We start from the raw sequence: 24,355 nt of genomic DNA on the forward strand, positions 1-24,355 counted from the left end.
TAGTTTTACTTAAAACAGAAAAACAGCGTCACCTTAGTCTGATATACGCAAATTAAACCGATGAGAAGAGCTGTTTGATACTATTTTAAGGCTTAAGCAACTTAATTCTGATAAACTGAGACCTTTCACTCAACCGTCCTTCATCGCCCCAATAACCATTCACGTGATTGGCCGCAGTATAGATGTACCCATCTTTGCCCCAGAACATCAGTTCCTCCTTCCAGGTCGGCATCCATTCTTTAAAACTTACTGAAAGCATCGGACTCACTTTGCCTTGTTTCACGTGGAAGAGCTGTAGATCTCCCGTCGATTCGTACGGATCAGCATGCAAAGTCATCAGGTATTTCCTGTCTACAGAAAAGAAAGGATAATCACCACATTCCACGATAAGATGACCATCCTGCCGATCAAATAGGCGTACATCAGCGCTTTCCCAATAATTCCCCTCAACGGCAAAGGCATTCAGGAAATCGTAATGTCCCATATACGAATAGCTAGATTCAAATTCATTGTCTATATCCTTGTCTGTGAATGTCAATTTTTTTCCATTTACTAGCGGCAGCTCCAAAATCTTTCCGTTTTTAGTATACGACAGTGTGTCTTTGATCAGATAGTCTTGTGCCGTATTTCGAGCGGCCAAAAAAGTTTCCTCATCTATTAATTCCAAAAAAAGGTACTGATCCAAAGGATATCCTTTTTCGTAATAGCTTTCCTTCCCGTTCACCGTTTGTGAGACAATAATATTTAAATCCTTGGGTGATATTGTAATTTTGTCCTGTTTGCCCAATTTAGATTTCGCTACATATCCTTTTTCCCATTGTGTTATGTCATTGGCTTCGCCATTCGCACCTTTATAATCCCGCTGAATGCGGTCCATCACAGCAATCCATTCACCCTCTTCACCGATGACATCCAGCTTTGTACCGAAAGGATACCTTCCTAGTGCTGGCGCATTTTCGTTCGCGCCCTGGCGTAGCTCAACACCTGACCGGTCAATCACATAGAGGTTTTTCAAGACTTTTGTCTGGTCATAGTTGATTGGCATCGGTGGAAATTTCTCAACTATTGCGGTATCCTTGGTCGCTGTCGCATCCATTTTAATCGAATCGCTCTTCAGGTTCGCCGTCTTTTTTGCACCGTCACCACAACTTGACATTCCGAAAGAAATAATGCTTCCGACAAGCATACACGAGGATAAAAATAGTAGTCTTTTCATGTAAGTGAAGATAACGATTCCTATACCGAAAAAAAATACTGGTATTCAGGGGTTCTCCTATTGCTATAAATGCCAAAACGTGAATAAGCCAAATTCACCGATACAGGGTATAGACAGCGATAAATTATAAGCTTTTGTTATTTATTTTAAGGTTTCCACCAAAACGTCTTTCGATTTACCCGCAAACTATTGCGACACTTATTTGCCCTCATTACTGTCATTACGATAACCAAGACAATCGTCAAAAAGCGGAAACTGTTAGCATCCAAGTTTCCCGTCGCATTATCATCTACATTGAATAGCATCCAAGCAAGGTTCATCAATATATGTAAGGCTATCGGAACCCAAAGATTAAATTTCCATTCGGTATATAGCCAGGCAAACAATACGGAGCCTAAAAATGTCGTTGTGAAAATAAGTGCCAACTCCATCGGGTCCTGACTTTGATATAGATGCAGTAGAGCAAAGACCAATGATGTGGCAAGAATAGCAGGTATAAACCCTAAACGTGTATAGCGGTAAACAAGGCCAAAAAAATAAGCCCTAAAGATAAGTTCTTCAAACAACCCCGCAGATACAGTATTAATTAGCAAGGAATTGAGGTCAGGCTGCCTCATCAGGGAAAACCTAAAAGCATAACCGACAAACATCGGAACTGTCGCCAGCCCACCGACGGCGACTCCCAATATGAGAGACCCGTTTAGCCCAAATTTGGACAGCAATTTATCCTGATCTGTTGAACGAAGTAAAAGTGCTCCTATAAGCAAAGGTGCCAAACTCAGCATATAGGTTATCATGTGACTCAAAGCCCTGTTATGAAGAAGGTCAGTCATCTTGGACTGAACAGCCGCAAAAAAGAACTGGTCCAATCCAAAATAAATCCCGAAAAAGAGAAACAGAACAAGTAGGTTGAAATTTGTGCGATTCATATTTTTTGGGACAAAACTACATGACCACTTCACCGTTGGCAAAAATATGTGGTGAATAGCCCTGCAAAGGGACGAATAGCACAGGTTGCTACTGAACCGGATCAACTCAATAAATAGGATTTTACAACTGGGAGCATCGAACGTGACACCAGTGCATATTCTTCCGTATCAGCGAAACGTAGTAAAAAGCCTTTTGCATTGCCCTCTTTGGTCAGGATTTTATCGAAGTTAACCAGATAAGATCTGTGGCAGCGGTGAATATCTGCGTCCATTAATTGCTCCGCCAGCTTTCCCAATGTAATGCGTATAATCTCCTTTTTAACGATTTTGTCTTCATAAAAATAAGCTTCGCAGTAATTATCCATGGACTTGGCAAATATAAAATCCTGGCGGCCAAAACATAAAAGCTGACTTCCGTTAGCAACACAGACAATAGAGCTTTTATCAACAACAAAAGCACGCTGACCCGTTACGCTTAATTGCGGCGGAGCGGCCGCATTTGGAACAGGAATATTCGGTTTCTTCCAATTTGTTTTTATGAGCGTTAAAAAATAGATCAGCCCAATGGGTACATAAAGCGATATGGTATAACCCCCCATATACAATACGTTGATCCATTTCAAGGGCACCTGACTCACAATACAACTATTGTATAAAAAATTAAATATTGTAGCTGATAGGTACACCAGCAGCATACGCGAGAGCTCTGTTCTTACCGTCCATTTTTTCTCATTGGACAATAAAATAGAAGCCAGTAGATATGAAAAGGCAAAGATAACGCCATAACCGGCTAACAAGAAATATTTACCGGAACTCTCAAAATTGTAAGTACCAAATGGCTGAAAAATAATTAAAAAAAGATAGCAGGATACGCCAAGCAAAAAAGCATGGCGCAGCGAGTTGCGGAAGGTAAATACTCCCGGCATCACTTGTTGTCCGTACCTAAGCCATAACATTGAATTGATCATAATCAGCGATAAATTTACTAAAATTTGTCCTGGTATAGTACTTTTTCAGTCGCGAAGAGAGTTTCAGCGGCTAACTATAGAAAAGTATAGTTGTGTAATAACAAGAATATTCATTTATATTTAACTTAGAGAATAGTTTTCATTAAATACGATCTTTTTAGGCTTTAATAGCTCTAGTCATATTATATAAACACGTCATATTTTAATAACTATGCGTTTACATCATGTAATTACCTTCTTTTTCTGTGCTTGCAGTATTCAGACTCCAAAAGCACAGCAGAAACAGATTCTTTTGGAAAATGTTAAACTTTTAGATTATAACAGCCAAAGCCTTACCGACCTCAAGCAGGTCCTGATCGAAGGCAATACAATTCGAAGCATTAGTGCTAAGCCTATTATAACTACGGGAGCAGAAATTGTGAAGATAGATGCAAAAGGCAAAACATTAATGCCGGGATTGATCGATGTCCATGTGCATTTAGTATTCGGCGCGCTTACGATGCCACAGATGATGACAAACGATCTTTCTGAGGAATTTCTGATTAACAAAGTTGGCCAATCTGCTCAGAAAATGCTCATGCGGGGATTTACGAGTGTGCGTGATGTCGGTGGACCGATATTTCCGCTGAAGACAGCTATTGACAAAGGTAAATTAATAGGGCCTAGAATCTGGCCTTCTGGGGCTACAATAAGCCAAACTGCGGGGCATGGTGATTTTAGGACACCTGAAGAAAAATCGCGCCGATTCTTTGGTATTGTTTCAAGGGCTGAACGATATGGAGCTACATTTATAGCCGACGGACGTGATGAGGTACTTACTGCGGTCAGGGAAAATCTCCGATTCGGTGCCAGTCAGATCAAACTGATGGCCGGCGGGGGCACTTCTTCAGCATATGACCCTGTAGATGTGACGCAATATACCCTAGATGAAATGAAGGCAGCGGTGGAAGCTGCGGAAGACTGGGGCACCTATGTTACAGTTCACGCATATACCTCTAGGGCTGTTCGCAGAGCTGTCGAAGCAGGGGTAAAATGTGTCGAACATGGTCAACTATTGGATGAGGAAACGCTTAAGCTTCTTGCAGAGAAAAGTATCTGGCTCAGTTTACAAAATCTAGTGGAAGATACCCCCGATATGGACCCTCAAAGGAGAATAAAACGCAGGCCCGTTATTGAAGGACAGGAAAAAGTATGGCCTCTGGCTAAGAAACATGGTGTAAGGCTCGCTTGGGGTACCGATTTCCTCTTTGAACCCGACCTGAACGAGCTACAGAATTCATTTATCCTTCGTCTTCAAAAATGGTTTACGAATGCCGAAATCATCAAAATGGTTACACAGGACAATGCGGATTTGTTACAGCTTGCGGGTTTACGAAGTCCATATCCAGGCAAACTTGGCGTGATCGAAGCGGGTGCCCTGGCAGACTTACTTTTAGTTGATGGTGATCCGCTCACAGATCTAAAACTGCTTACAGATCCTGCCAAAAACTTTTTACTAATTATTAAAGACGGACAGATCTATAAAAATAGCTTGCAAAAACGTTGATAAACCAAGTTACCGTATAACGCTATTTAATACAAATGGCATTGAAAATATATTTTTTGTAAAAGGCAGATCATAAAGGTATTTTATTTATTAAAGCTTTAAACAGCTTTGCTTTTTATTGATTAGTTTTGTGTTTCAACGGTAAATTAAAGCATTTCGGTGGCATTATTATTCAATGAAGGACGTCCAGTAGTTAGACTAAGAGCATTTCGCGCTATCGACGATCCTAAGACCTGTGAACGTTTTATAGAAGGGCACGCCCATGTTTTGACAGCAATAGGCGTAAAAAAAGTTACTTCGTCCAAAAATGACTGGATGTATAATCCGGCATCATTCGTACTTATTGTAGAATCTCTTGATAGCGAAAAGGTATACGGTGGTGTTCGGATACATGTTTCCGGGGGGAGCGAACCATTACCTATAGAACAGGCTACAGGGACTATGGATGCCCGTATCTACGATTTGGTATACAATCATGCACTACATGGCACTGGGGAAGGCTGCGGGTTATGGAACTCCCGTGAGATCGCAGGCTATGGAATCGGCAGTATTTTCCTCACCAGAGCCGGAGCAGCTATCAGTACACAGATCGGGATCAAATCTCTGTTTGCATTATGCGCTCCATATACCGTAAAGCTTGCCGAGAGTGTCGGTTACCGAATTGATACGAGTGTCGGTAACAACGGAACTTTCTACTATCCCAAATTAGATCTGTTGGCAACAGTGATGATCATGAGGAATTTGGATACATTGACCGAAGCTGACCAAGAAAACAAAGAAGCCATTTTTTCATTACGAACCAACTCCAATATTGTCCGAATAGAAAAATTGCGAAATAAAGAAATTGAAATCCACTATCAAATAGACATTCCCAATCTGGATCGTTGGGATCTCAACGAGGTCATAAAAAACTTGAAACATACATCAGCAGATCTGAAAGCAGATCATCGTAATCTAAATATTTTGTAATGGACAATAAACACTATGATGCCGGTTATTTACAGGATACCGGAGACTTTCTCAAGCAATTAAAAATACAGTCTTATTCTCCCTTTAGTATGATCAAAGAGGGGCTCGTTGCTGATTTGGGCTGTGGTACCGGAATGGACGCTGTTAACCTGGCGAAAATGTTAGGAAAGGATGTACAAGTGATTGGTGTTGACCATGATGCCGCACTGATCAATCATGCGAAATCAGGTAATGGCGAAATCAATAATGTCAATTTTGTACAGGGTGAGGTATATCAACTTGATTTCGAAAATGAAGCTGTTTCCGGTGTTCGGATGGAACGTCTTGTCCAGCATTTGACGGATCCGCAGCGTATGTTTCGTGAAGTATATCGCATATTAGGTAAAGGACAGCCTTTGGTAATCGTTGAAACAATCTGGAATAGCCTGACTTTTTACACGCAGCATGTGACCATAGAGACCAAGATCTGTCAATATCTGACAGAAGAGAAAGTCTACAACGGCTGGGCGGGCAACAAGTTGACAGCAGACCTGCTTGCAAATGGATTCCAGCAGGTTCAACTGCAAACGTTATGTATGGTGACACGGTCAAAAGAAGAAGCCAACCGCTATTTATTTTTGGACAAAATCCTTATGGAAATGATCGAAAAAGGTAAATTAAGCCAATCAGAATTTGATGATTTTCATCAAACCCTAAATCAATTGGATGAAGCAGGCTGTTTCTTAGTATCAATGAATTTAGTCATCGCTCAAGCAAAAAAGTAGCGTCTTAACAATGAAGTCCTGGTTTCTCCTAATCTGTCTATTTATCATTGCTTGCCTGCCGTCGCGAGCACAGCTCACTGTGGACCATTCCGGGCAACGGCAACTGATTGGTCATCAACTGGAGCGCTATACAGGAGTCGGAAATCCCGCATTTTCCGCAATTTTGTCTTCATCGGACTTTCAAACGCTAGATAATGAAGTCCCCAACCTAGGGACCTCAGCCGATGCCATATGGCTTCGTCTTCCTATAAAAAATAGCAGCGACCAAGATTTAGACTTTCTACTGGAAATCGCATATCCGTTATTGGATGAGGTTGAATTATATAGCCTTTCCGAAAATGGCTCTTATCAATCCATCAAATTGGGGGAACACCAAAATTTTTCTATACGAAAATACAAAGTCCCGAATTATGTATTTGACATCCATCTACCCAGGCAGTCAGAGCGGGTATTTTTTCTGCATATTAAAAGTACCGAACAGATCATATTACCGATCTACCTGAGCAGTAAGCGGTTATTTGTACGGACAATGAATAACGATAGCCTTATAAGCGGGATATATATCGGCATTGTATTTATTATGGCCATATATAATCTCTTTCTGTTTTTCTCCGTACGGGAAAGAGGCTACCTTTACTATGTGTTGTATGTCCTCTGTGCGGGAATTACCCAAATGGGCATCAAAGGATATAGTTTCCAATATTTATGGCCCGCCTGGCCTTATTTTGCCACTAAAGGACCAATTATTTTTGGTTGTTTATCCGGTCTCTGTGCCCTGCTCTTTGCGGATTCATTTCTCCAATTGCAAAAGAATGCCCCCCGATCAAGACGGATAATCATTATTTTTATCGTATTATTTTCCATCGGTATCATCCTAGCTTTAAGCAATCTGGCACAACCCGCATTTTTTGTAATGCAAGGAGTCACTGGTGCCGGTTCGTTGTTCGTGCTCTACCTATCTTTCCGTGTTATGATAGGTGGATACAGACCCGCGAAGTACTTTGTCTATGGCTGGACTATCTTACTCTTGGGATCCGTTGTATTTTTGTTAAAAGACTATGGTATATTAAACTACAACAACTTTACAAGCAATGCTGTGCAAATTGCCTCAGTCATCGAAATGGCATTACTTTCCTTTGGTTTGGCTTATGGCATCAATATACTCAAGCAAGAAAAGGAAGCATCCCGATTACGAGAATTAGCTATTTCATTAGAAAATGAGCGGCTCATCCGTGAGCAAAATGTGGTGTTGGAGCAAAAAGTCAATGAAAGGACGCATGAACTCGAAGAATCCAATGCCTCATTACAAATGACGTTGACACATCTGAAGGAAGCACAGTCACAACTGGTTGAATCCGAAAAAATGGCCTCTTTGGGACAATTGACAGCGGGGGTAGCACACGAGATCAATAATCCAATTAACTTCGTCAGCTCCAATGTAGCCCCGCTGAAACGAGATATCGGAATGATCTTGGATACGCTGGACGAAATCGAACGCATTGCTTTTACACCGCAACTTTCCGATGAGGAGAAACAGTCACGGATTAAAAAATTCAAGGATGAACTAGATCTTGATTATCTAAAGACCGAGATAGATTTTCTATTGAAAGGAATGCATGATGGTGCCCACCGCACTGCTGAAATTGTAAAAAGTTTACGTATCTTTTCACGTGTCGATGAGGACACGTTAAAGTACGCAAATATCAACGAAGGTATAGCATCTACGTTGGTAATACTTAACAGTTTGATTAGTAGCACAATCGAAGTAGAAAAAAAATACGGACAACTACCGATGGTAGAATGTCATGCGGGAAAATTGAACCAAGTATTTCTGAATATTATAACAAATGCCATTTACGCCATCAATAAAAAATTCGGTGCTAGTGGAGGGGGTAAACTATGGATAGAAACCGGAATTATCGAGGAGCAATCCAGTATTTATGTCAAAATAGCAGACAATGGTGTCGGTATTCCAAAAAACATTCAGGAACGAATTTTTGAACCCTTTTTCACGACAAAAGAGGTCGGCGAGGGAACAGGGCTGGGGATGTCTATCGCCTATAATACCATTACCAAGCACCATGGTAAGATTATTGTAGAATCAGAAATAGGGGCGGGAACAGCTTTTACGCTACACATCCCCATACAACAAAAGAATTGATGCAAAAGGAAACCCAATGAGTTCGATAAATTATTACTAATTTCGTTCATTTTTGGTAAATAAACCAGATTATAAAAATTATGCAGACGGAGCTTGAAATATTATATATTGATGATGAAGCAAATAACTTGATTGGTTTTAAAGCGAATTTTAGATACGACTATGTCATTCATACCGCATCGAATACAGCTGAAGCCGAGAAAATACTTCGCTCCAATTCGGATATCCGTGTGATTTTTTGTGATCAGCGTATGCCCGAAGAACTCGGAATAGACTTTCTGCACCGTATCAAAAATGATTTTCCAAAGCCCATCCGTATTTTATTGACTGCTTATGCCGACATGGATACCGTTATTGATGCAATCAACAAGGGCCATATCTTTCGGTTTGTCCGCAAACCATGGATGAGGGAAGAGATTATTTCAGCGATCGAAGAAGCAAATAAATTTTATGTCACAAACACTTTATTAGAGACAAAGAACCAAGAACTACAGAAAGCCTACGATGAGCTGGATAAATTTGCCTATAGTGTGAGTCATGATTTACGTGATCCTTTAACAGGAGTACTCTCTGCGGTGAAACTAGGGTTAGAATTTGACGATATAGACCGCATTCATGAACTGCTTGCTCTAATGGATAGTTCATTGGTCAGTCTGGATGCCTATATTGATAGTTTGCGGGACTACTATCTCTTGCGCCGAGGGGAGCTCATGCTCGCTGAAATTAATTTTGATGAACTTTTCGGCAACGTAAGACAGTTCTATAAAATGTATACGCAAAACAAGGATGTAACCTTTAATATCCGTGTCGAGCAGAAAGAACCATTCAAATGCGACAAGGCGATCCTCGAATTGATTTTACACAATTTACTATCTAATGCTTTCAAATATCAGCAAAAAAGCCAAACAGATCCTTTCGTCAGCTTATCTGTTGACGTATCGGACAAAAAGGCGAAGATTGTGGTGAGTGATAATGGTATCGGTATTTCTCCCCAACACATCAATGATATTTTCAAACTGTTTTTTAGAGGTAGTGATCAGGCCAAGGGTATGGGTTTTGGCTTATATAATGTGCAAAACGCACTGCTGAAATTGCAGGGAACGATCGATGTTAAGTCTCCATTAGGGACAGGTACAACATTTACGGTTAATATACCGAGCAAATGAGATCGCTTTCCCAAAAATCTTTGTTTTTAGGAAAGCAACTTTTGACGTAGCATAAACTCCAACTGATCATTGGATGATTCGAGTTTTGCATTCGTTTCGATTATCTTTTGCCTTTCCATGTACACCTCATAAGCGCGCTGAATCGTCTCGTCGAGCTCTTCTTCGCTCCAAGGCTTGTTGAGGTAATGAAATATCTTTCCCTTATTAACGGCATCGACAACCGCAGCCATATCAGTATATCCAGTTAAAAGTATACGCATTGGAGCGGCATTAATTTCTATTATTTTCTCCAAAAACTCCACACCTGTCATTTCAGGCATCCGTTGGTCTGTGATAATAATATCAATCGGATTATTTTTAACAAGTTCAATTGCTTCGGCGCCACTGATGGCTGTAAACACCTTATATTTTAATCGAAATGTCGCTTTGAAGGAAAACAAATTATTCTCCTCATCATCAACATACAAAATTGAAATCTTCTTGTTTTCCATAAACTTATTGTCTCCACTACAAATTTACGGAATAAATTTACTGAATTAAGTATCGTTTTTATGATTTGGTAATTTATATGGTATGATAACACTCAGTCCTGAAAGCCAAGATTAAAATCAATATTTGGGAAGTTCCCTTTGTTTAAATGCATTCAATCTTTCCTTTATCATCCCAAGATACCTTCGGGTCACAAAAATATACCTCCTCTATATAACGGAGGAAAACAATCCCATTTAGAAGATTCAGCATGATATAAACGGATTAAACAGCATCTAGGAATGTAAAAAGCCATTCTACTTACGTAAAACGGCTTTTTGAAAGTGACCCCGCTGAGGCTCGAACTCAGGACCCACAGATTAAGAGTCTGTTGCTCTACCAACTGAGCTACGAAGTCATTCGATGATTCAAATGTAAGGTTCCCCACAGAAAAAGTCAAGCATTAAGCCGTATTTTTTTGAGTTTTATGACATTCCAGCGAGATTTTTAGTTATTTTTAGCAAATAGAAATAGCCTATCTATTGGTTCCATCGTTACACGACTCTAACAAAATTACATATACACAAAGATAATTTAAATAGATAGAATTTATTGGAGGAATAGTGCGAGAACAACTACAGCGCATTAATAATCATCACCCAACTCGTCCCGCATTTTTTTATTCATCGCCTCAATCGCCACAGAAGTCCGCTCATACATCGGTTCCACGAGATCAAATAAATTTTTATAATTCGCAAATACCCATTCCGCAAGTGCGAGATTAGCATTGTAGATATCCAGGAGCTCCCCATATACTCCGCGAAAAGTCTCCTGATCATCATCTATCGAAACAATGTCGACCGATAGCTCCTCATAACGGGGGAAAACTTTATCAAAAACCGTGAAATACCGACTATGGATAGGCCAATTTTCCTGAAACTCGTCATCCGGGTCCATTAAGTCCATCTCAAAGTTGTATTTGTTTGTTAGATCGTCTATCTGTAAGTACAGCTCCTGAAAGACATCATGATGTTTGCGGATATCTTCAAATAACTCCGCGACATCTATCGTAATCTCTCCTTCTATATCAGGGATGGAATCACCAGCAGAAAGTCCCAAAAAATCTTCTATAATCTCCAAGCTCTGCTCCAACGCCAGCGCCTCCATATATAAATTCGCAACTTCGGCATCAGCATCCGCCAATCCTTCCGCTAATAAATCCAGTCTTTGCTTCAGCGCATAAACTTCGTCATGTGCTTCGTAGTAGGTCGCCAGGGCTTCTTTTTCAAAGTCAGGTTGTGTTTTGGATTCATCAAACTCCAAAATAATATCTTTTAGGGGATGTTCCCGGACAATAGTCTTCATGCTCATGGTTTTTCATGCTAAAAGTTGGCTATCCCCTCCTCAGGAGAGCACGATATTCCGTCGTGCAGGGATAGCCAAACTTAGATAAATTGCTTCTTAAATACAATATATTTATACTTCCTAATAAAAACAATCTATTAACTTGCTTGCAGCGTGCCCGCAGGCTGCTTAAATAAAAGGAATTACATTGTTCCAATTAGAATACGTACGAACTCACAATGTCGCTATACGTGAGCAGTGGATTTCTGCCAATATACGCTACCCGAAACTCGTACTCTTGAACTGGATCCAAACCCGTGATCGTAATCCTCGATTTGGAACTCATCACTCGTTTCCATTCTTCAGCATTTTTCTTGCGGTATTCAAACTGATAGACCAATACCGCTCGCCAGTTGTTTACCCTAAGGTCAGCCACCCCCGATAAATTGGCGCTCACGGCTACCGAAAAGTTTTTCGGCTTGGGCGCAGCTTCTCCTTTAAGGGTGAAGGTCTTCGACGGATTGAAACCCGCAGACAAGATAATTGCCGGATCACCATTCGCTTTACGCTCTATATATAGCGATAAGTGATAGACCACCGTCTTAAGAGAGGCTAGTGTTTGATTTTTGATCACCACTAACCGCTTATCTCTATAGGCTGCATCCGCTTGTGCTTTCTTAAATGCCGTCAATGCCTGCTGTAAGTCAGCCAAAGTCGGATCCATATCCGGAAAAGACGCCGCATTATCCGTCAATTTAACAACTATGTTTTCAACGAATTTCACATATTGTGCCTCTCCGTTGCTTGTTCCTGTTTGTAATGTCGTTTTTGCCATAATTACTGTTTTTAAAATTTATAACTCGTTGATCAACAAAACAAATATAGCATGGGCACCTCCCAAATAGGGGGTCAAATTGAGCCAAAAATAGCCTCCATCATCGATAATTTTGGCTCAATTTGATCCCCTATATCGCAAAAAAGGAGAAAAATATGCATTTCTGAATCCTGGAAGCAGATTTGATCCGTTCAACAAAAAAACTTTTTGGTTTAATAAAACTTTTCTTTTGCTTAGAAAAAAGTACTGTTGGTCTTAAAAAAAATAGTTTTGGTTTGATGAAAAGATCAGACGGCACAACAAGTGATTTGTATCATCGGAATAACAAGGTCATGGTACAACAAATAAATCAAACTGTGATAAAAACAGATCGTTCGGTTTAGTAGATGATACGAATCGTTCAACAAATTCAAATTCCTACCTGTTTACGTTCCATCTTGTCTGATAAAAACACTTTCCAGCCCAAAAAGCAAGTATTAATGCAGGTCAACTCTCGTCATCCTCACCCTGCACTTTAAAAAACTCCATTTCCTTTTTAAATATACTTGGACTCTGAAAAAAATATTTTTTAAATTCTCTGCTGAAATACTTCCTGTTGGGATAATTCAAAAGATTGGAAATCGCCTCAATAGACATTTCGCCCTCGTAAAGTAGATCACGGGCATGGTTTAATTTCAATCGCTGGATGTAATCAACAATTTTGATCGGCCTGTTTTCGAATGCACGGGTCAAGGTCCGGAGACTGACATTCAACCCTTCAGCAACCATCTCTTTGTTAATCGAATCCAATAGATTATCGTTGATATAAGCCAAAGCCTTATGGTATAACCCCAGCATTGAGCGCTCGCTCTGATCCGACTGTTTATCTAACTGCTTGCAATACTCATCAAGCAGCCTACACACATGCAACAACAATTCCGCTTTGCCCCGAAATGGGAAATATATGGTTCGCTCAATACGTTTCCATACTTCGCGAAGACTATGGTTGATACTGATATCCGGTTCCCAATACCAGGTCGAATGATCAGCATCGGCACCAAAGACTAGCGAACCCAGCATCGGAAATTCTTTAAGTAGATCTGAAGTAAAATTCTTTTTATAACCAATCAGTATTATCCATTGCCGAGTAGGGCGAAGAATGAGAGATATTTTGGAAACTTGGGAAGAAAATGAAATGCAACGGTTATCACTCAACGGTAGATTATGTGGCAAATAAATATCCGAGTTGCCCATAAATTGATATAATTGCCAGAATGCCACGTGCTCGGTCATGAGATCCAAACGCTGCCCTCCCCCAGTGACAGACTGCTTTAACTCCAGCAATACAAATTCGTCAAACTCAATATAGATACCCTCAAAACCATCTTCGTTACTGTAGTGATGCTGCAAAGGCAAAAATGACAACCTCGCTCCGCGAATAGGCTTATCCGCGGGCAATATCTTCTTCTGTAAATCGATATATGCAGCTGCAAACATACAGGTCAATTAGGGTTAGTATTATAAATTTAACGAATTTCAGCGAATAATCTATAAAGAGCCAAAATCTCAGTTACCATCCCACAACAATACAAACAAAGCCAATCTTCGTTTGTTACTACCAACGAATTGTATTCGGTAATTTAATCGTTAGGACAGGATAGTTAAGAACAGTAATACCGATGTTTATTTGTAAAATTAGCCCTCAATTAAATCACTACTATGCGTGTTGGACTATTTATTCCCTGTTATATAGATGCCATTTACCCAAAAGTCGGTATTGCTACACTAGAATTATTAGAAAAGCTCGGTGTTGAGGTCATTGTTCCGCTAGATCAAACTTGTTGCGGACAACCGATGGGAAATGAGGGCGACCAGAAAAATGCTGCTGCTGCAGAGGCGCTTTTCTGCAAAAATTTTGAAGGCTTTGATTACATTGTTGGCCCCGCAGGCAGCTGCGTAAAGCATGTACGCCAGCATTTTGATGCCATTCCGCAGACTACCCAAGTACAACAGATCCGCAGAAACACCTTCGAACTTGTCGAGTTTTTAACAGATATATTACAGGTCAGCGAATTTCCCTGGACATCCTTTAACCATAACGTGGCCATACACAACAGTTGCTCGGCAATCCGCGGACTACATATCCAATCCCGATCCGAATGGCAGGAACCTAGATTCAATAAAACCGAAGAACTCCTTCATAGGGTATCCGGTGTAACTGTAAAGCATTTGGACCGACCAGATGAGTGCTGTGGCTTTGGTGGCACCTTCTGTGTGACCGATGAAGCGGTAAGTGTTAAAATGGGGCAAGATAAAGTCGCTGACTACGAAAGGCAGGAAGTAGCGTATGTGGTATCCCCTGATATGTCTTGCCTCATGCATCAGCAGGGGATCGCTGAAAGGGACAAATCGCCTTTAAAATTTGTACATATCGCCCAAGTATTAAACAACGGCCCTTATTAAGGCGCAGATACTTTTAATCGTATGAGCGCCAAAAGGAAGCGAACATTGCATGAATAAATGAAATTTAAGCGAATGAAAATAAACGTTGAAAAAAATGCTGCTGCATTCATCCATATGGATGACGTGCATCAACCAACACACGATAAAAATCTTTGGAATGCACGCATGAAACGTGATCGTATGGCCGCCAGCATTCCCGAATGGGAACAGATGCGTGACCTCGCTTCACAGATCAAAGAACACGCGCTGACCCACCTTGATCAATATGTAGAACAGTTTGTCACGGCTGCCACAAAACGCGGCACAATAGTACACTTCGCCAAGACGGCTGAAGATCACAACCGCATCATTTATGAGATCCTCAAAAGCCACAATGCCACCAAAATCGTCAAAAGTAAGTCCATGTTACAGGAAGAATGTGAAATGGCCCCTTATCTGGAATCGCGAGGCATCGAACTTATCGAAACGGATCTCGGCGAACGCATCCAACAACTGTCGGGCGAAATGCCCAGCCATATTGTGATGCCTGCCATCCATAAAACGACTGACGATGTTGCCGAACTGTTTGCAAGAACCATCGGAACCGACCCCAATAATAAAGACCCCAAGGAGCTGACCGAAGCCATGCGCAATAATGCACGACCGAAGTTTTTGGAGGCTCACGCTGGGCTCACCGGAGCAAACTTTGCCGTGGCCGAAACCGGAGCATTTGTTGTCTGTACCAACGAAGGTAATGCAGATCTGACAGCGGCGATTCCTCCGCTACATATTGCCAGTATCGGAATCGAAAAGATCCTCCCGAAAACAGAGGATCTCGGACTGTTTATTCGCCTCTTATCCCGCAGCGCACTCGGCACACCGGCCACACAATATACCTCCCATTTTATGGGTCCGCGCGAAAACGGAACCGAGCTCCATATTGTCCTAACCGACAATGGCCGTTCTGAACGACTGGGTAAAGCGGAATTTTGGTATTCGTTAAAATGTATCCGTTGCGGTGCCTGCATGAATACATGTCCCGTATATCGGAGAAGCAGTGGCATTGCATACGGAGCAACTTATTCCGGCCCCATCGGCATCATTATCGATCCAACGTTTGATGATAAAAAATACAGTGAACTACCTTTTCATTCGTCGCTGTGCGGCTCCTGCACAGAAGTGTGCCCTGTCCATATCAATATCGCCGAACAGATCACGCTATGGCGCCAGCACATGGTGCGTATCAAAGCGTCCAAACCCTCCCTACACTATGCATTTAACGTTGCAGGAAAATTGTTTGGTAGTCCAAAATGGTTTAGAAGAGCTGAAAAATTAGGCTATTACGGCCTCAAACTTGCACCAGATTGGCTAGTATACAATAAAACATTGAATGCCTGGGGCAAAAATAGACAAATGCCAGCTATCCAGAAGGAGACCTTCCGAGATTGGTATATCAAAAATAGAGTAAAATAACGACAGGTAGACAAACGCATATATTATTGACCAATGAGCGACTTACACCAACTTTTGGGTGATATCAGAAAACATCTTCCCAAAGAAAAAATAGTTTATCCGCAAGTACCCACATTCACGAAAATAAAAGACAAAGCGGTCCTGAAACAGCAATTTATTGATGCGCTGGCTCTTGTTGGCGGTGTCTGCCATGACGTGAGCGACATTGCTGAATGCCAGCAGATCATGCGTGATAAATTGGGCGAAGTTGCGATTATCTGTTCGGCTACCGCCGAATGGGAAGGGAATAAGACCATCACGGACGTTGCTCACCCCAGAGATCTGGACGATGTCGACTTAGGCATCATCCGTGCCGAATTTGGCGTTGCTGAAATGGGTATGGTCTGGCTGACCGAAAACTCGTTAAAAATTAATTCTCTCGGATTTTTAAGTCAACATTTGGCCGTTTTGCTAGATCCCGATGCCATCACCGAGAACATGCATACGGCATACCAGCAGATTGATTTCAATGCATCGGAATATGGCTGCTTTGTCATGGGCCCTTCGGCTACAGCAGACATTGGAGCAACACTGGTTCGCGGCGCCCAAGGCCCCAGAAGCCTAACACTGTTTTTCCTGAAAACGCCTGTTCCTGATCAATAAGGATCCGAAGCGAAGTAACTTCTGAAACGAAGCATCTGCTGATTTAAATGGTTTTTCTGAACAGCACATTCATCTGCCAAAATTCTTCAAAAGTGCTAATCCAAAATAAAATGGGCCGCCCAAAGTAGCGTGCCCATTTTATTAAACTTATCCCGTGGGATAACTCCTTATTTGATATCACCGAGAATTTCTTGTATCGCCCGCTCCAATTGAGGATCCCTATTTTCCACCCGATCCTGAACTGTATTTTTCACGAGGATATCCGGCGCGACACCTGTCTGCTCCAAATCCTGACCATCCAGGGTATAACATCCCCAAGAAGGTAATCGGTAGAAAGACCCATCAACCAGTCCTTTACCGGAAGTAAAGATGATCCAGCGGTAAGTTTCATTACCGATGACCTTACCAAGTTTTAGTGCTTTGAATCCTGCCGCAGTCATCTCCGCATCACTTAAAGACTGTTCATTGATCAACAGGACGATCGGCTTGGCGGCGGGAGCAAAATTACTTTGTGGCGCTCGTTTTCCACCACGATACTGCCACTGTAGGTAAGGGCGCTGCGACAAAAAGCGCAATACTTCATCGTGCACATTTCCTCCAGTATTATAGCGTAGGTCTAAGATAATTCCTTGTTTATTATTCTCCTGCTCTGCCATATCAATGAGAAAACGTTGCAATTCTCCGCCCGACATATTCTTCATATGCGAATAGGCTATTTTGTTGCCACTCAATTTGTCAACACGGCTGCGGTTGTCCCTGATCCATTCATCATAAATCAATTCCCTAAAGGCCGTACTGGAAATAGGCCGCACATTGGTATGAACTTCTTTCCCATTGCGGTTCAGCGTCAGCTGTACTTCTTCTTCCAATGATGGCCAGGTAAAATAGCTGTCCCGATCTATCGTCCTGCTTAATTTAACACTATTGACAGCAACCAGTATATCACCTGTTTTAATATCCACCTCTTTCTTTGCTGCGGGGCCATTATTTATGATTCGGCTGATCTTATAAGGGTTTTCGCTATCATATTCCACTCCGATTTCGTTCGTTACGAAGCCAAATGGTTTACGTTCTTCAGCTCCCATCGAACTAAAACCCAAATGTGATGAGTTGAGCTCTCCTAACATATCGTTCAGGAGAATACGCAGGTCATTACGATCATTGATTCCTGGCAGATATTTTTCGTATTTCTTTTTTGTTGCCGTCCAGTCTATGCCATGAAAATTGCTGTCGTAGAAATTTTCCTCCAGATTGGCCCAGGTCTCATAAAACATCTGGTTAAACTCTTTCTCCAGATCTCTATTGAATTTAAAGCTCATGGTTATCGCATCAAGTTTATTCAGGTCAAGGTTATATTTCTGAATGATGCCTCGGTGCAAAACAAAGTACTTGCCTGCCGATTCCTGCACCTGTCCCATCCCGCCATCGATTACTTTTTCAGTTTTTGGCGCTGTGAATGGCTCATAAACGGTTCGATAAGCACTGAACTTGCCTTCATGATCAGACGAATAGAAGACATACGACTTATCTGCTTTTTGGATTACCAAGGGGTTGTATTGTGTCCCAAATGCAGGACTGACCTGTTCGATACGATCCCGCAGCCCCTCTAGGTCAATCTCTACCAAGACCGTTTTCTTCGGCTCTGGACTAGGGGCTGCCGGCTTATTCTTCGCAGCATTGGCCTTATTTTTGTCCTTGGCGTCGTTTTCTTTTTTAGGCACTGTTGGTTTATTTGTTGTCGTATCTTTCTTTACTGCTGGCTGAGCAAATAATTCGTCAAACTTCGTACTACGATAAGGCTGGTCAAAATTGGTCAGGGCCATACGGAAGATGCTCGAATTTTGCATTCCGGTAGGGTAGGATGGTTTTGTTCTATTGCTCGAAAAATAGATATACTTCCCATCCGGGGACCAATAGGGGCTTGTCTCAGAGACACCGGTATTGGTCAGGTTGGTCGTTTGTCCGCTCTTAAGGTTATGGACAAAGATATCCTGTTCAAAATTTCGTATTGCTGTAAACAACAGGTAGTTTCCATCTGGAGAAAATGAAGGCGATGAATTTTGAAACGCCCAGATTTCATCCTTGACAACGGTCTGGCTCTTTAAGCTTGTCAGGTCCAATGTGCGCACTTCGTCCCGGCCGCTCAGGTAGACAGCCTTGGTTTTATCCGCATTGAATGTAATATCGCGGTTATTGCGCAGATCTTGCGTTAATTGCTTTACTTCTCCCTTGCCGTCTGCCGTACGGGAAAACCAGTTCTGATACCCATGATAGGTTTGGCTATACAGCAAGGTTTTACTATCCTTGAGCCATTTGACTTCCATGACACGCTCCCCTTGGCCGGGCATCTGACGGACAAATTTACCTTCGCTATCGGATACAAATAACTCTCCTCTGGATACAAACGCTATTTTTTTCCCGTCGGGCGAAACATCGAAATGGCTGATATTACCCGAAATATCGAATTCCTTCAGCTTGCCAAGGACCTGATTGCGGTTTAAAGCGATATTGGGCTGTACCGTTTTCTTTTCGGCGACATCGTAAATATAGAGCTGATACCCCTTTTCAAATGCAATTTTATCACCGTTCGCTGCTACAAAAGGCCGTTTAATGGACTCCGGAAAGCTTGTTAATGCAATCTTGGTCTTACCGTTCAACTTGTACAGGTTGTATTCACCATTGTTTTCATCCGAAACATAATATATGTTTCCCTTTTGATCTGCTGTCGGCCAAAGATCTTTTCCGGAATAGTCTGTATATTGTTGAAAGGTTTTTGTCTGGGGATTATAGGAATGAATATCCGGGTTGAACGCACCTTTATAACGCTTACGATTTGCCGAACTATATCCTTCCCAGCTATTGTTAAACAGGAGCTCGCCCGAAGGCGTAGGCACGATACCGCTGATATAATTGAAAAAATGTGGTAATAAGCGTGTTGCCGTACCACCCTCCAAGGAGACCTGGTAGCCGCCCATGCGATTATAGCGCGTAGAAGTGAAATAGAGTGTTTTACTGTCCCAGCTCCAGCTGTCCACTTCATCCGAGGCATCATGCGCGGTCAATTGGCGGATATCTCCTCCAGCCAAGGGCATCACATAGATATCCATATTTCCATTTTGATTGGCCGAGAATGCCATCCATTTGCCGTCCGGAGAGATCCGGGGATTGATTTCATTTCCCTCCATACCCGTAAGCCGGACAGCTACGCCGCCCTCGCTTGCTACTTTCCAAAGATCACCTTCATAACTGAATACCATCTCCTTCCCGTCGGGCGTCAATGTGGGATGAGACAAAAATGTGGGTTGCTGCGCAACGACATAAGCAGTTCCACCATAGGCCAGAACTGCACTCAAAAGCAGTTTTTTTATCATTATATCTAGGAGGCTAATAATTGTTCGCCATGAACAAAAATAGAATAGCTTATTGAAAAACTATCGCCGTATTACGAATTTTACATTTTGATTGTATTTAAGCATGCTCTACCACATCTTCTTGAAACAACTTCGTATATTTAAAGTAAAAAGGTAATATATGCTGACGGCCGACGGGTATATGGCGATAGACAAGTTTGAGTTGTCCCCTAGCACAATATATCAGCTTAATAACAAGATAGTTAACAAAAAGAAGATAATTATCATCTGTCTTCAACCTTCGAAAACACAGCGTAAGAAGATAATTAACATCCTTATTGAGGATAATTTTCTCCTTTTTTATCGTTATTACTATCCCCCAGTTTTAAGGATCAGTTTCCTGTAGGCCTGGCGATTAAATTTCTTTATTGATCCTGTCGCGAAATGAAATACTTATCCGTAACTTTGCACGCTCAAATCAAATACTATGGACGCAACGATAACTCCCTCAGAAGAAGATCTTTACAATAAACGTAATCGGATACGGATTGCTGTATCATTATTCTTTTTTTGCCAGGGCATTGCTTTCGCATCCTGGGCTAGCCGTATTCCTGTCATCAAGGAACGCCTTCACCTGAGCGAAGGACAGCTGGGAACAATCTTACTGATGCTCCCTGTAGGGCAATTGGCAACAATGGCTCTTTCGGGAAAGCTGGTTACCAAATATGGCAGTGCCAAAGTGTTGCGGATCGTACCCATTGCTTATGCATTGGTCCTGTGCGCTATCGCCTTTGCTCAAAATGCCTGGCAATTGGGCGCAGTTCTTTTTCTTTTCGGCGTAACGGGAAATATGTGCAATATATCGGTCAATACACAGGGCGTAGCCACTGAGCTGATCTATAAAAAGTCTATTATGACTTCTTTCCATGGCGCCTGGAGTATCGCTGGTTTTACTGGAGCGTTGGTCGGACTGCTCACCATGAACCTTGGCCTGGATACCCTATCCCACTTCTTGATCATATTGGTTTTTGTCACCGGCAATACTTTAATTAACCAACGCTATCTGGTTCCAGGAAAATCTCCACAGAAAGAAAAACGAAGTTTCTTTTCCAAGCCGGAGGGAAGTCTTTTGCAACTGGGCATTATTGGCTTTTTCAGCATGGCAACCGAGGGTGCTATGTTTGACTGGAGCGGTGTATATTTTAAGGAAATCGTCCATGCGCCCGAAAAGTTTGTTGTGGTGGGCTATGCTTCTTTTATGATCATGATGGCTACCGGCCGTTTTGTAGGGGATGCAGTGATCCGGAAACTGGGTCGCAAACGAACGTTGCAATATAGCGGAATATTGATGTTTGTCGGTATGATGACCTCGGTCGTCTTTCCTCAGTTTATTGTATGCACACTTGCCTTTATGCTTGTAGGCATCGGTGTTGCCTGTAACGTACCTTCTATCTATAGTATCGCAGGTCAAAATAAAAATGTATCATCTGGCGTGGCTTTGGCTATGGTTTCCAGTATTAGCTATCTCGGTTTTCTTATGGGTCCGCCACTGATTGGTTATATCGCAGAAGCTTTTAGTCTGCGTTATTCCTACGGTGTTTTCGCTTGCTTTGGCTTGCTCATGTTTGGTATGGTGGGAAGGTTATCTTTATTTAAGGAACCGCAGTCCAATTAATAGTCAAACTGGATATCTCCCGGCCAAAAGACAGCCTCAGAACGTGAAAATCCCTGACCTATTTGGAATTGACGATACGGATTGCTGTCGCGAAAATAGACCAATTATGCAATGCTCCAATTCGTGGAACAGTTGCGTAAAATAGTAGCATGCTTTAAAATAAAACAGGAGAAATGCTTTTTATGGCGATTTCTCCTGCAATGAAAAGCGATGCCGGAATACCTCTTCTCCTCTTGTAGCCCCGAGCAGAATCGAACTGCTATCAAATGTTTAGGAAACATCTATTCTATCCGTTGAACTACGGGGCCCTTTCAAAAGCCAAACTTAGGTTTATTTTATAAATAAGTCAATAGCTAGATGAAAATCTATTCCATATTTTTGCGAACCTCCACAATCAGGATACAAAAAAGCATTCAGCCCTATTAAGATCAACCGCAAAACAAAAAGCAAAGACAATCATAGAAGATATGCCATCAATGCATTTCTAGCAAAAAACCTCTCAGGCTGCCTGTTGACATGATAAAACGGAATGCCCTGCCAGGTCATTGAATCTGGAGGCTGTCGATCTGAGTTATGATCTATTGGACTATGCCGCAAGTTGACTGCTCCACAGTGCTATCAACCGACACTACCGCCATATAAGCATAAGCACAATAAACCCAGACAGCGATCCATAACGATCCGCCATTGGTACAAAGCATTAATTATCTGAACGGAAAAATTTAAAGGAAAGTTTAAAAAAAAAATGTGGAGGGAGAAGGATTCGAACCTTCGAAGCCGAAGCAACGGATTTACAGTCCGTCCCATTTGACCGCTCTGGAACCCCTCCAGCATTGTGCTATTCTGAAATAGAACGTCGCAAAAGTAGGTTTTGCGCAGCATTTGTGCAACTATTTTGACGCATTAATCTGTAACTGTCCCAGTATGAATTGTTTTATTTTTTCAACAAATCCAGCTTCGGATAGAAATCCCCCAAACAGCTTATATTAATATAATAAAAACTTATTGTTACATTCTAGTCATAATAGATTTTGATGATAGTGTATTGGTAAAATCAATTCGCTTTTTGATCCGGGTTACCTTATCTTTGTGTCAACAAAAAAGAAAGATATATTATGAGTTTCACAGGTAAAAGTTTTCCAAGCATTACAGTAGATGCAATTGATTATTTAGGCGACAATTTGCAGATCAACATTTTCGAAAAAGCAGTTAAAGAAGGTAAAAAAGTACTTTTGTTCTGGTATCCAAAAGATTTCACTTTTGTATGCCCTACAGAATTACACGCTTTTCAAGAGGCTGCTGCTGAATTTGAAAAACGCAATACCGTTTTAATCGGTGCTTCTTGCGATACAAACGAAGTTCACTTTGCTTGGTTAAACACTGCAAAAGATAATGGCGGTATCGAAGGTGTTGAATATCCTATTTTAGCTGATACTAACCGCAACTTATCTAGCGTATTGGGTATTCTGGACGTTCAAGAAGTGGAGCATCCTGAGTACGGTACATTAGCACAAGGATCTGCTGTTACTTACAGAGCTACTTATTTGATCGACGAAACTGGCCGCGTATTCCACGAGTCTGTAAACGACATGCCTTTGGGCCGTAACGTAAAAGAATATTTACGCCTGATCGACGCTTACGCTCACGTACAAAAATTTGGCGAAGTATGCCCTGCAAACTGGGAAGAAGGTAAAGATGCAATGAATGCAGATAGAAAAGGTGTGGCTGACTATTTAGCTAAACACTAACAATAAAGGACCTCAGGTCTTATCAACAGGGGCCTTTATCCCGGCTCCTGTTGATTTCTCCATCAATCACCTTAATAATAAAATCATGTTACAAGAATTAGAAAACGATAATTTACAAGAAATTGTAAACAATAACGATATTGTAATGGTTCAGTATGCTGCTACCTGGTGTGGCAATTGCAAAATCATGAAACCGAAATTCAAGAAATTGTCTGGCGAAAATGAGGGGGTTCCTTTTATCATCGCTGATGCGGAAAAATTTCCTGAATCACGCAAATTGGCGAACGTCAATAACCTACCTACATTTGCCGCATTTAAAAACGGTAAATTGGTGAATCAAGTACAAACAAATAAGTTGGACGCACTAGTAGAACTATTCAATGAAGCTGCCGGTAATTAAACATCTTACAGAATTCATCGAACAAAATGATGTCGACTATGTATTGGAGACTATCGAGACTTTGGAAGCCCTAACGGAGGCGCCGTTGAAAGATGAGGAACTCGACGTCATCGGTGAATTAATTTCTAACCTTTACGGAGCCGTAGAGGTCGACAAGTTGATAAAAGAAGGCAATACAAAAAAAGATGCCTTAAATATGTTCATGAAACGTGTTTTAGGAGCAATTGACAAGTAATTTTGCTTCTTTAAACACCCTAACGTGAGACTTTCTTTTCATATT

At 41.6% G+C, this 24,355-nt stretch carries 20 protein-coding genes and 3 tRNA genes; 12 read left to right on the forward strand and 11 right to left on the reverse strand.

Going from position 1 to position 24,355, the window contains the following annotated elements:
• Positions 1-85: 85 nt before the first annotated feature.
• The 3 genes from HPC41_RS02870 to HPC41_RS02880 form a co-directional block, all read right to left on the reverse strand.
• Positions 86-1,216 carry an SH3 domain-containing protein gene (locus HPC41_RS02870; protein WP_172392487.1) on the reverse strand — a complete coding sequence of 377 codons (1,131 nt, stop codon included), beginning with the start codon at positions 1,214-1,216 and terminating at the stop codon, positions 86-88.
• A 146-nt stretch (positions 1,217-1,362) separates the two neighbouring features.
• Complete coding sequence (locus HPC41_RS02875; protein ID WP_172392488.1) at positions 1,363-2,145, reverse strand: CPBP family intramembrane glutamic endopeptidase; 783 nt, start codon at positions 2,143-2,145, stop codon at positions 1,363-1,365.
• A 101-nt stretch (positions 2,146-2,246) separates the two neighbouring features.
• Positions 2,247-3,113 carry a LytTR family DNA-binding domain-containing protein gene (locus HPC41_RS02880; protein WP_172392489.1) on the reverse strand — a complete coding sequence of 289 codons (867 nt, stop codon included), beginning with the start codon at positions 3,111-3,113 and terminating at the stop codon, positions 2,247-2,249.
• 211 nt (positions 3,114-3,324) lie between these two features.
• On the opposite strand from HPC41_RS02880, the gene HPC41_RS02885 reads away from it, so the two are divergent.
• From HPC41_RS02885 to HPC41_RS02905, 5 genes are all read left to right on the forward strand, one after another.
• Positions 3,325-4,659: a metal-dependent hydrolase family protein gene (locus HPC41_RS02885; protein WP_172392490.1), complete on the forward strand. Its 1,335-nt coding sequence runs from the start codon at positions 3,325-3,327 to the stop codon at positions 4,657-4,659.
• Between the two features lie 159 nt (positions 4,660-4,818).
• Positions 4,819-5,628 (forward strand): hypothetical protein, encoded by an 810-nt coding sequence (locus HPC41_RS02890; RefSeq protein WP_172392491.1) that lies wholly within the window; start codon positions 4,819-4,821, stop codon positions 5,626-5,628.
• Positions 5,628-6,392, forward strand: coding sequence for a methyltransferase domain-containing protein (locus HPC41_RS02895; protein ID WP_172392492.1), 765 nt, complete (start codon positions 5,628-5,630; stop codon positions 6,390-6,392). The genes HPC41_RS02890 and HPC41_RS02895 overlap by 1 nt, the downstream gene beginning before the upstream one ends.
• Before the next feature lie 10 nt (positions 6,393-6,402).
• On the forward strand, positions 6,403-8,553 hold the full coding sequence (locus tag HPC41_RS02900) for a sensor histidine kinase (protein ID WP_172392493.1): 2,151 nt from the start codon (positions 6,403-6,405) through the stop codon (positions 8,551-8,553).
• An 80-nt stretch (positions 8,554-8,633) separates the two neighbouring features.
• Positions 8,634-9,719 (forward strand): hybrid sensor histidine kinase/response regulator, encoded by a 1,086-nt coding sequence (locus HPC41_RS02905; RefSeq protein WP_172392494.1) that lies wholly within the window; start codon positions 8,634-8,636, stop codon positions 9,717-9,719.
• Between the two features lie 26 nt (positions 9,720-9,745).
• Here the strand turns inward: HPC41_RS02905 and HPC41_RS02910 are convergent, their stop codons facing one another.
• The 5 genes from HPC41_RS02910 to HPC41_RS02930 all read right to left on the reverse strand — a co-directional run bounded on the left by HPC41_RS02910 (position 9,746) and on the right by HPC41_RS02930 (position 13,842).
• The gene (locus tag HPC41_RS02910) at positions 9,746-10,210 is read right to left on the reverse strand and encodes a response regulator (protein ID WP_172392495.1); all 465 of its coding nucleotides are present in this window, start codon (positions 10,208-10,210) and stop codon (positions 9,746-9,748) included.
• A 322-nt stretch (positions 10,211-10,532) separates the two neighbouring features.
• Positions 10,533-10,605: transfer RNA gene (locus HPC41_RS02915), tRNA-Lys, on the reverse strand.
• A 227-nt stretch (positions 10,606-10,832) separates the two neighbouring features.
• Positions 10,833-11,552 carry a hypothetical protein gene (locus HPC41_RS02920; RefSeq protein WP_172392496.1) on the reverse strand — a complete coding sequence of 240 codons (720 nt, stop codon included), beginning with the start codon at positions 11,550-11,552 and terminating at the stop codon, positions 10,833-10,835.
• A gap of 196 nt (positions 11,553-11,748) precedes the next feature.
• Entirely contained in the window at positions 11,749-12,366 is a 618-nt protein-coding gene (locus tag HPC41_RS02925; protein ID WP_172392497.1) for a fibronectin type III domain-containing protein, read from the reverse strand.
• A gap of 486 nt (positions 12,367-12,852) precedes the next feature.
• Entirely contained in the window at positions 12,853-13,842 is a 990-nt protein-coding gene (locus HPC41_RS02930; RefSeq protein ID WP_172392498.1) for a helix-turn-helix transcriptional regulator, read from the reverse strand.
• A 222-nt stretch (positions 13,843-14,064) separates the two neighbouring features.
• Between HPC41_RS02930 and HPC41_RS02935 the strand changes: the two genes are divergently transcribed.
• The 3 genes from HPC41_RS02935 to HPC41_RS02945 all read left to right on the forward strand — a co-directional run bounded on the left by HPC41_RS02935 (position 14,065) and on the right by HPC41_RS02945 (position 16,902).
• Complete coding sequence (locus HPC41_RS02935; protein WP_172392499.1) at positions 14,065-14,808, forward strand: (Fe-S)-binding protein; 744 nt, start codon at positions 14,065-14,067, stop codon at positions 14,806-14,808.
• Between the two features lie 72 nt (positions 14,809-14,880).
• Positions 14,881-16,260 (forward strand): lactate utilization protein B, encoded by a 1,380-nt coding sequence (locus HPC41_RS02940; RefSeq protein ID WP_172392500.1) that lies wholly within the window; start codon positions 14,881-14,883, stop codon positions 16,258-16,260.
• Between the two features lie 33 nt (positions 16,261-16,293).
• Entirely contained in the window at positions 16,294-16,902 is a 609-nt protein-coding gene (locus HPC41_RS02945; RefSeq protein ID WP_172392501.1) for a LutC/YkgG family protein, read from the forward strand.
• A 167-nt stretch (positions 16,903-17,069) separates the two neighbouring features.
• Here HPC41_RS02945 and HPC41_RS02950 read toward each other — a convergent pair whose 3' ends face one another.
• Positions 17,070-20,255: a S41 family peptidase gene (locus HPC41_RS02950; RefSeq protein ID WP_246250325.1), complete on the reverse strand. Its 3,186-nt coding sequence runs from the start codon at positions 20,253-20,255 to the stop codon at positions 17,070-17,072.
• Between the two features lie 484 nt (positions 20,256-20,739).
• Between HPC41_RS02950 and HPC41_RS02955 the strand changes: the two genes are divergently transcribed.
• Entirely contained in the window at positions 20,740-21,927 is a 1,188-nt protein-coding gene (locus HPC41_RS02955) for an MFS transporter (protein WP_172392503.1), read from the forward strand.
• A gap of 236 nt (positions 21,928-22,163) precedes the next feature.
• Here the strand turns inward: HPC41_RS02955 and HPC41_RS02960 are convergent.
• Both HPC41_RS02960 and HPC41_RS02965 read right to left on the reverse strand, forming a co-directional pair.
• Positions 22,164-22,235 (reverse strand) — tRNA-Arg (locus tag HPC41_RS02960).
• A 440-nt stretch (positions 22,236-22,675) separates the two neighbouring features.
• Positions 22,676-22,756 (reverse strand) — tRNA-Tyr (locus tag HPC41_RS02965).
• A 286-nt stretch (positions 22,757-23,042) separates the two neighbouring features.
• On the opposite strand from HPC41_RS02965, the gene HPC41_RS02970 reads away from it, so the two are divergent.
• The 3 genes from HPC41_RS02970 (at position 23,043) to HPC41_RS02980 (ending at position 24,310) form a co-directional block, all read left to right on the forward strand.
• Entirely contained in the window at positions 23,043-23,675 is a 633-nt protein-coding gene (locus HPC41_RS02970) for a peroxiredoxin (protein WP_104384792.1), read from the forward strand.
• A gap of 85 nt (positions 23,676-23,760) precedes the next feature.
• Positions 23,761-24,075 (forward strand): thioredoxin family protein, encoded by a 315-nt coding sequence (locus HPC41_RS02975; protein ID WP_172392504.1) that lies wholly within the window; start codon positions 23,761-23,763, stop codon positions 24,073-24,075.
• Positions 24,056-24,310, forward strand: a complete 255-nt coding sequence (locus tag HPC41_RS02980; RefSeq protein WP_172392505.1) for a DUF6952 family protein — start codon at positions 24,056-24,058, stop codon at positions 24,308-24,310. Before HPC41_RS02975 ends, HPC41_RS02980 begins: the two co-directional genes overlap by 20 nt.
• The last annotated feature ends 45 nt before the right edge of the window (positions 24,311-24,355 follow it).

Origin of the sequence: Sphingobacterium prati, from assembly GCF_013167215.1 — a bacterium.
Lineage (GTDB): Bacteria > Bacteroidota > Bacteroidia > Sphingobacteriales > Sphingobacteriaceae > Sphingobacterium > Sphingobacterium prati.

What these genes read in the sequence shown, in the direction of transcription:
- HPC41_RS02880 (WP_172392489.1), bottom strand. Translation starts at nt 3,113, where the DNA reads ATGATCAATTCAATGTTATGGCTTAGGTACGGACAACAAGTGATGCCG.
- HPC41_RS02905 (WP_172392494.1), top strand. Translation starts at nt 8,634, where the DNA reads ATGCAGACGGAGCTTGAAATATTATATATTGATGATGAAGCAAATAAC.
- HPC41_RS02870 (WP_172392487.1), bottom strand. Translation starts at nt 1,216, where the DNA reads ATGAAAAGACTACTATTTTTATCCTCGTGTATGCTTGTCGGAAGCATT.
- HPC41_RS02930 (WP_172392498.1), bottom strand. Translation starts at nt 13,842, where the DNA reads ATGTTTGCAGCTGCATATATCGATTTACAGAAGAAGATATTGCCCGCG.
- HPC41_RS02895 (WP_172392492.1), top strand. Translation starts at nt 5,628, where the DNA reads ATGGACAATAAACACTATGATGCCGGTTATTTACAGGATACCGGAGAC.
- HPC41_RS02910 (WP_172392495.1), bottom strand. Translation starts at nt 10,210, where the DNA reads ATGGAAAACAAGAAGATTTCAATTTTGTATGTTGATGATGAGGAGAAT.
- HPC41_RS02955 (WP_172392503.1), top strand. Translation starts at nt 20,740, where the DNA reads ATGGACGCAACGATAACTCCCTCAGAAGAAGATCTTTACAATAAACGT.
- HPC41_RS02885 (WP_172392490.1), top strand. Translation starts at nt 3,325, where the DNA reads ATGCGTTTACATCATGTAATTACCTTCTTTTTCTGTGCTTGCAGTATT.
- HPC41_RS02975 (WP_172392504.1), top strand. Translation starts at nt 23,761, where the DNA reads ATGTTACAAGAATTAGAAAACGATAATTTACAAGAAATTGTAAACAAT.
- HPC41_RS02920 (WP_172392496.1), bottom strand. Translation starts at nt 11,552, where the DNA reads ATGAAGACTATTGTCCGGGAACATCCCCTAAAAGATATTATTTTGGAG.
- HPC41_RS02940 (WP_172392500.1), top strand. Translation starts at nt 14,881, where the DNA reads ATGAAAATAAACGTTGAAAAAAATGCTGCTGCATTCATCCATATGGAT.
- HPC41_RS02875 (WP_172392488.1), bottom strand. Translation starts at nt 2,145, where the DNA reads ATGAATCGCACAAATTTCAACCTACTTGTTCTGTTTCTCTTTTTCGGG.
- HPC41_RS02925 (WP_172392497.1), bottom strand. Translation starts at nt 12,366, where the DNA reads ATGGCAAAAACGACATTACAAACAGGAACAAGCAACGGAGAGGCACAA.
- HPC41_RS02900 (WP_172392493.1), top strand. Translation starts at nt 6,403, where the DNA reads ATGAAGTCCTGGTTTCTCCTAATCTGTCTATTTATCATTGCTTGCCTG.
- HPC41_RS02935 (WP_172392499.1), top strand. Translation starts at nt 14,065, where the DNA reads ATGCGTGTTGGACTATTTATTCCCTGTTATATAGATGCCATTTACCCA.
- HPC41_RS02970 (WP_104384792.1), top strand. Translation starts at nt 23,043, where the DNA reads ATGAGTTTCACAGGTAAAAGTTTTCCAAGCATTACAGTAGATGCAATT.
- HPC41_RS02980 (WP_172392505.1), top strand. Translation starts at nt 24,056, where the DNA reads ATGAAGCTGCCGGTAATTAAACATCTTACAGAATTCATCGAACAAAAT.
- HPC41_RS02945 (WP_172392501.1), top strand. Translation starts at nt 16,294, where the DNA reads ATGAGCGACTTACACCAACTTTTGGGTGATATCAGAAAACATCTTCCC.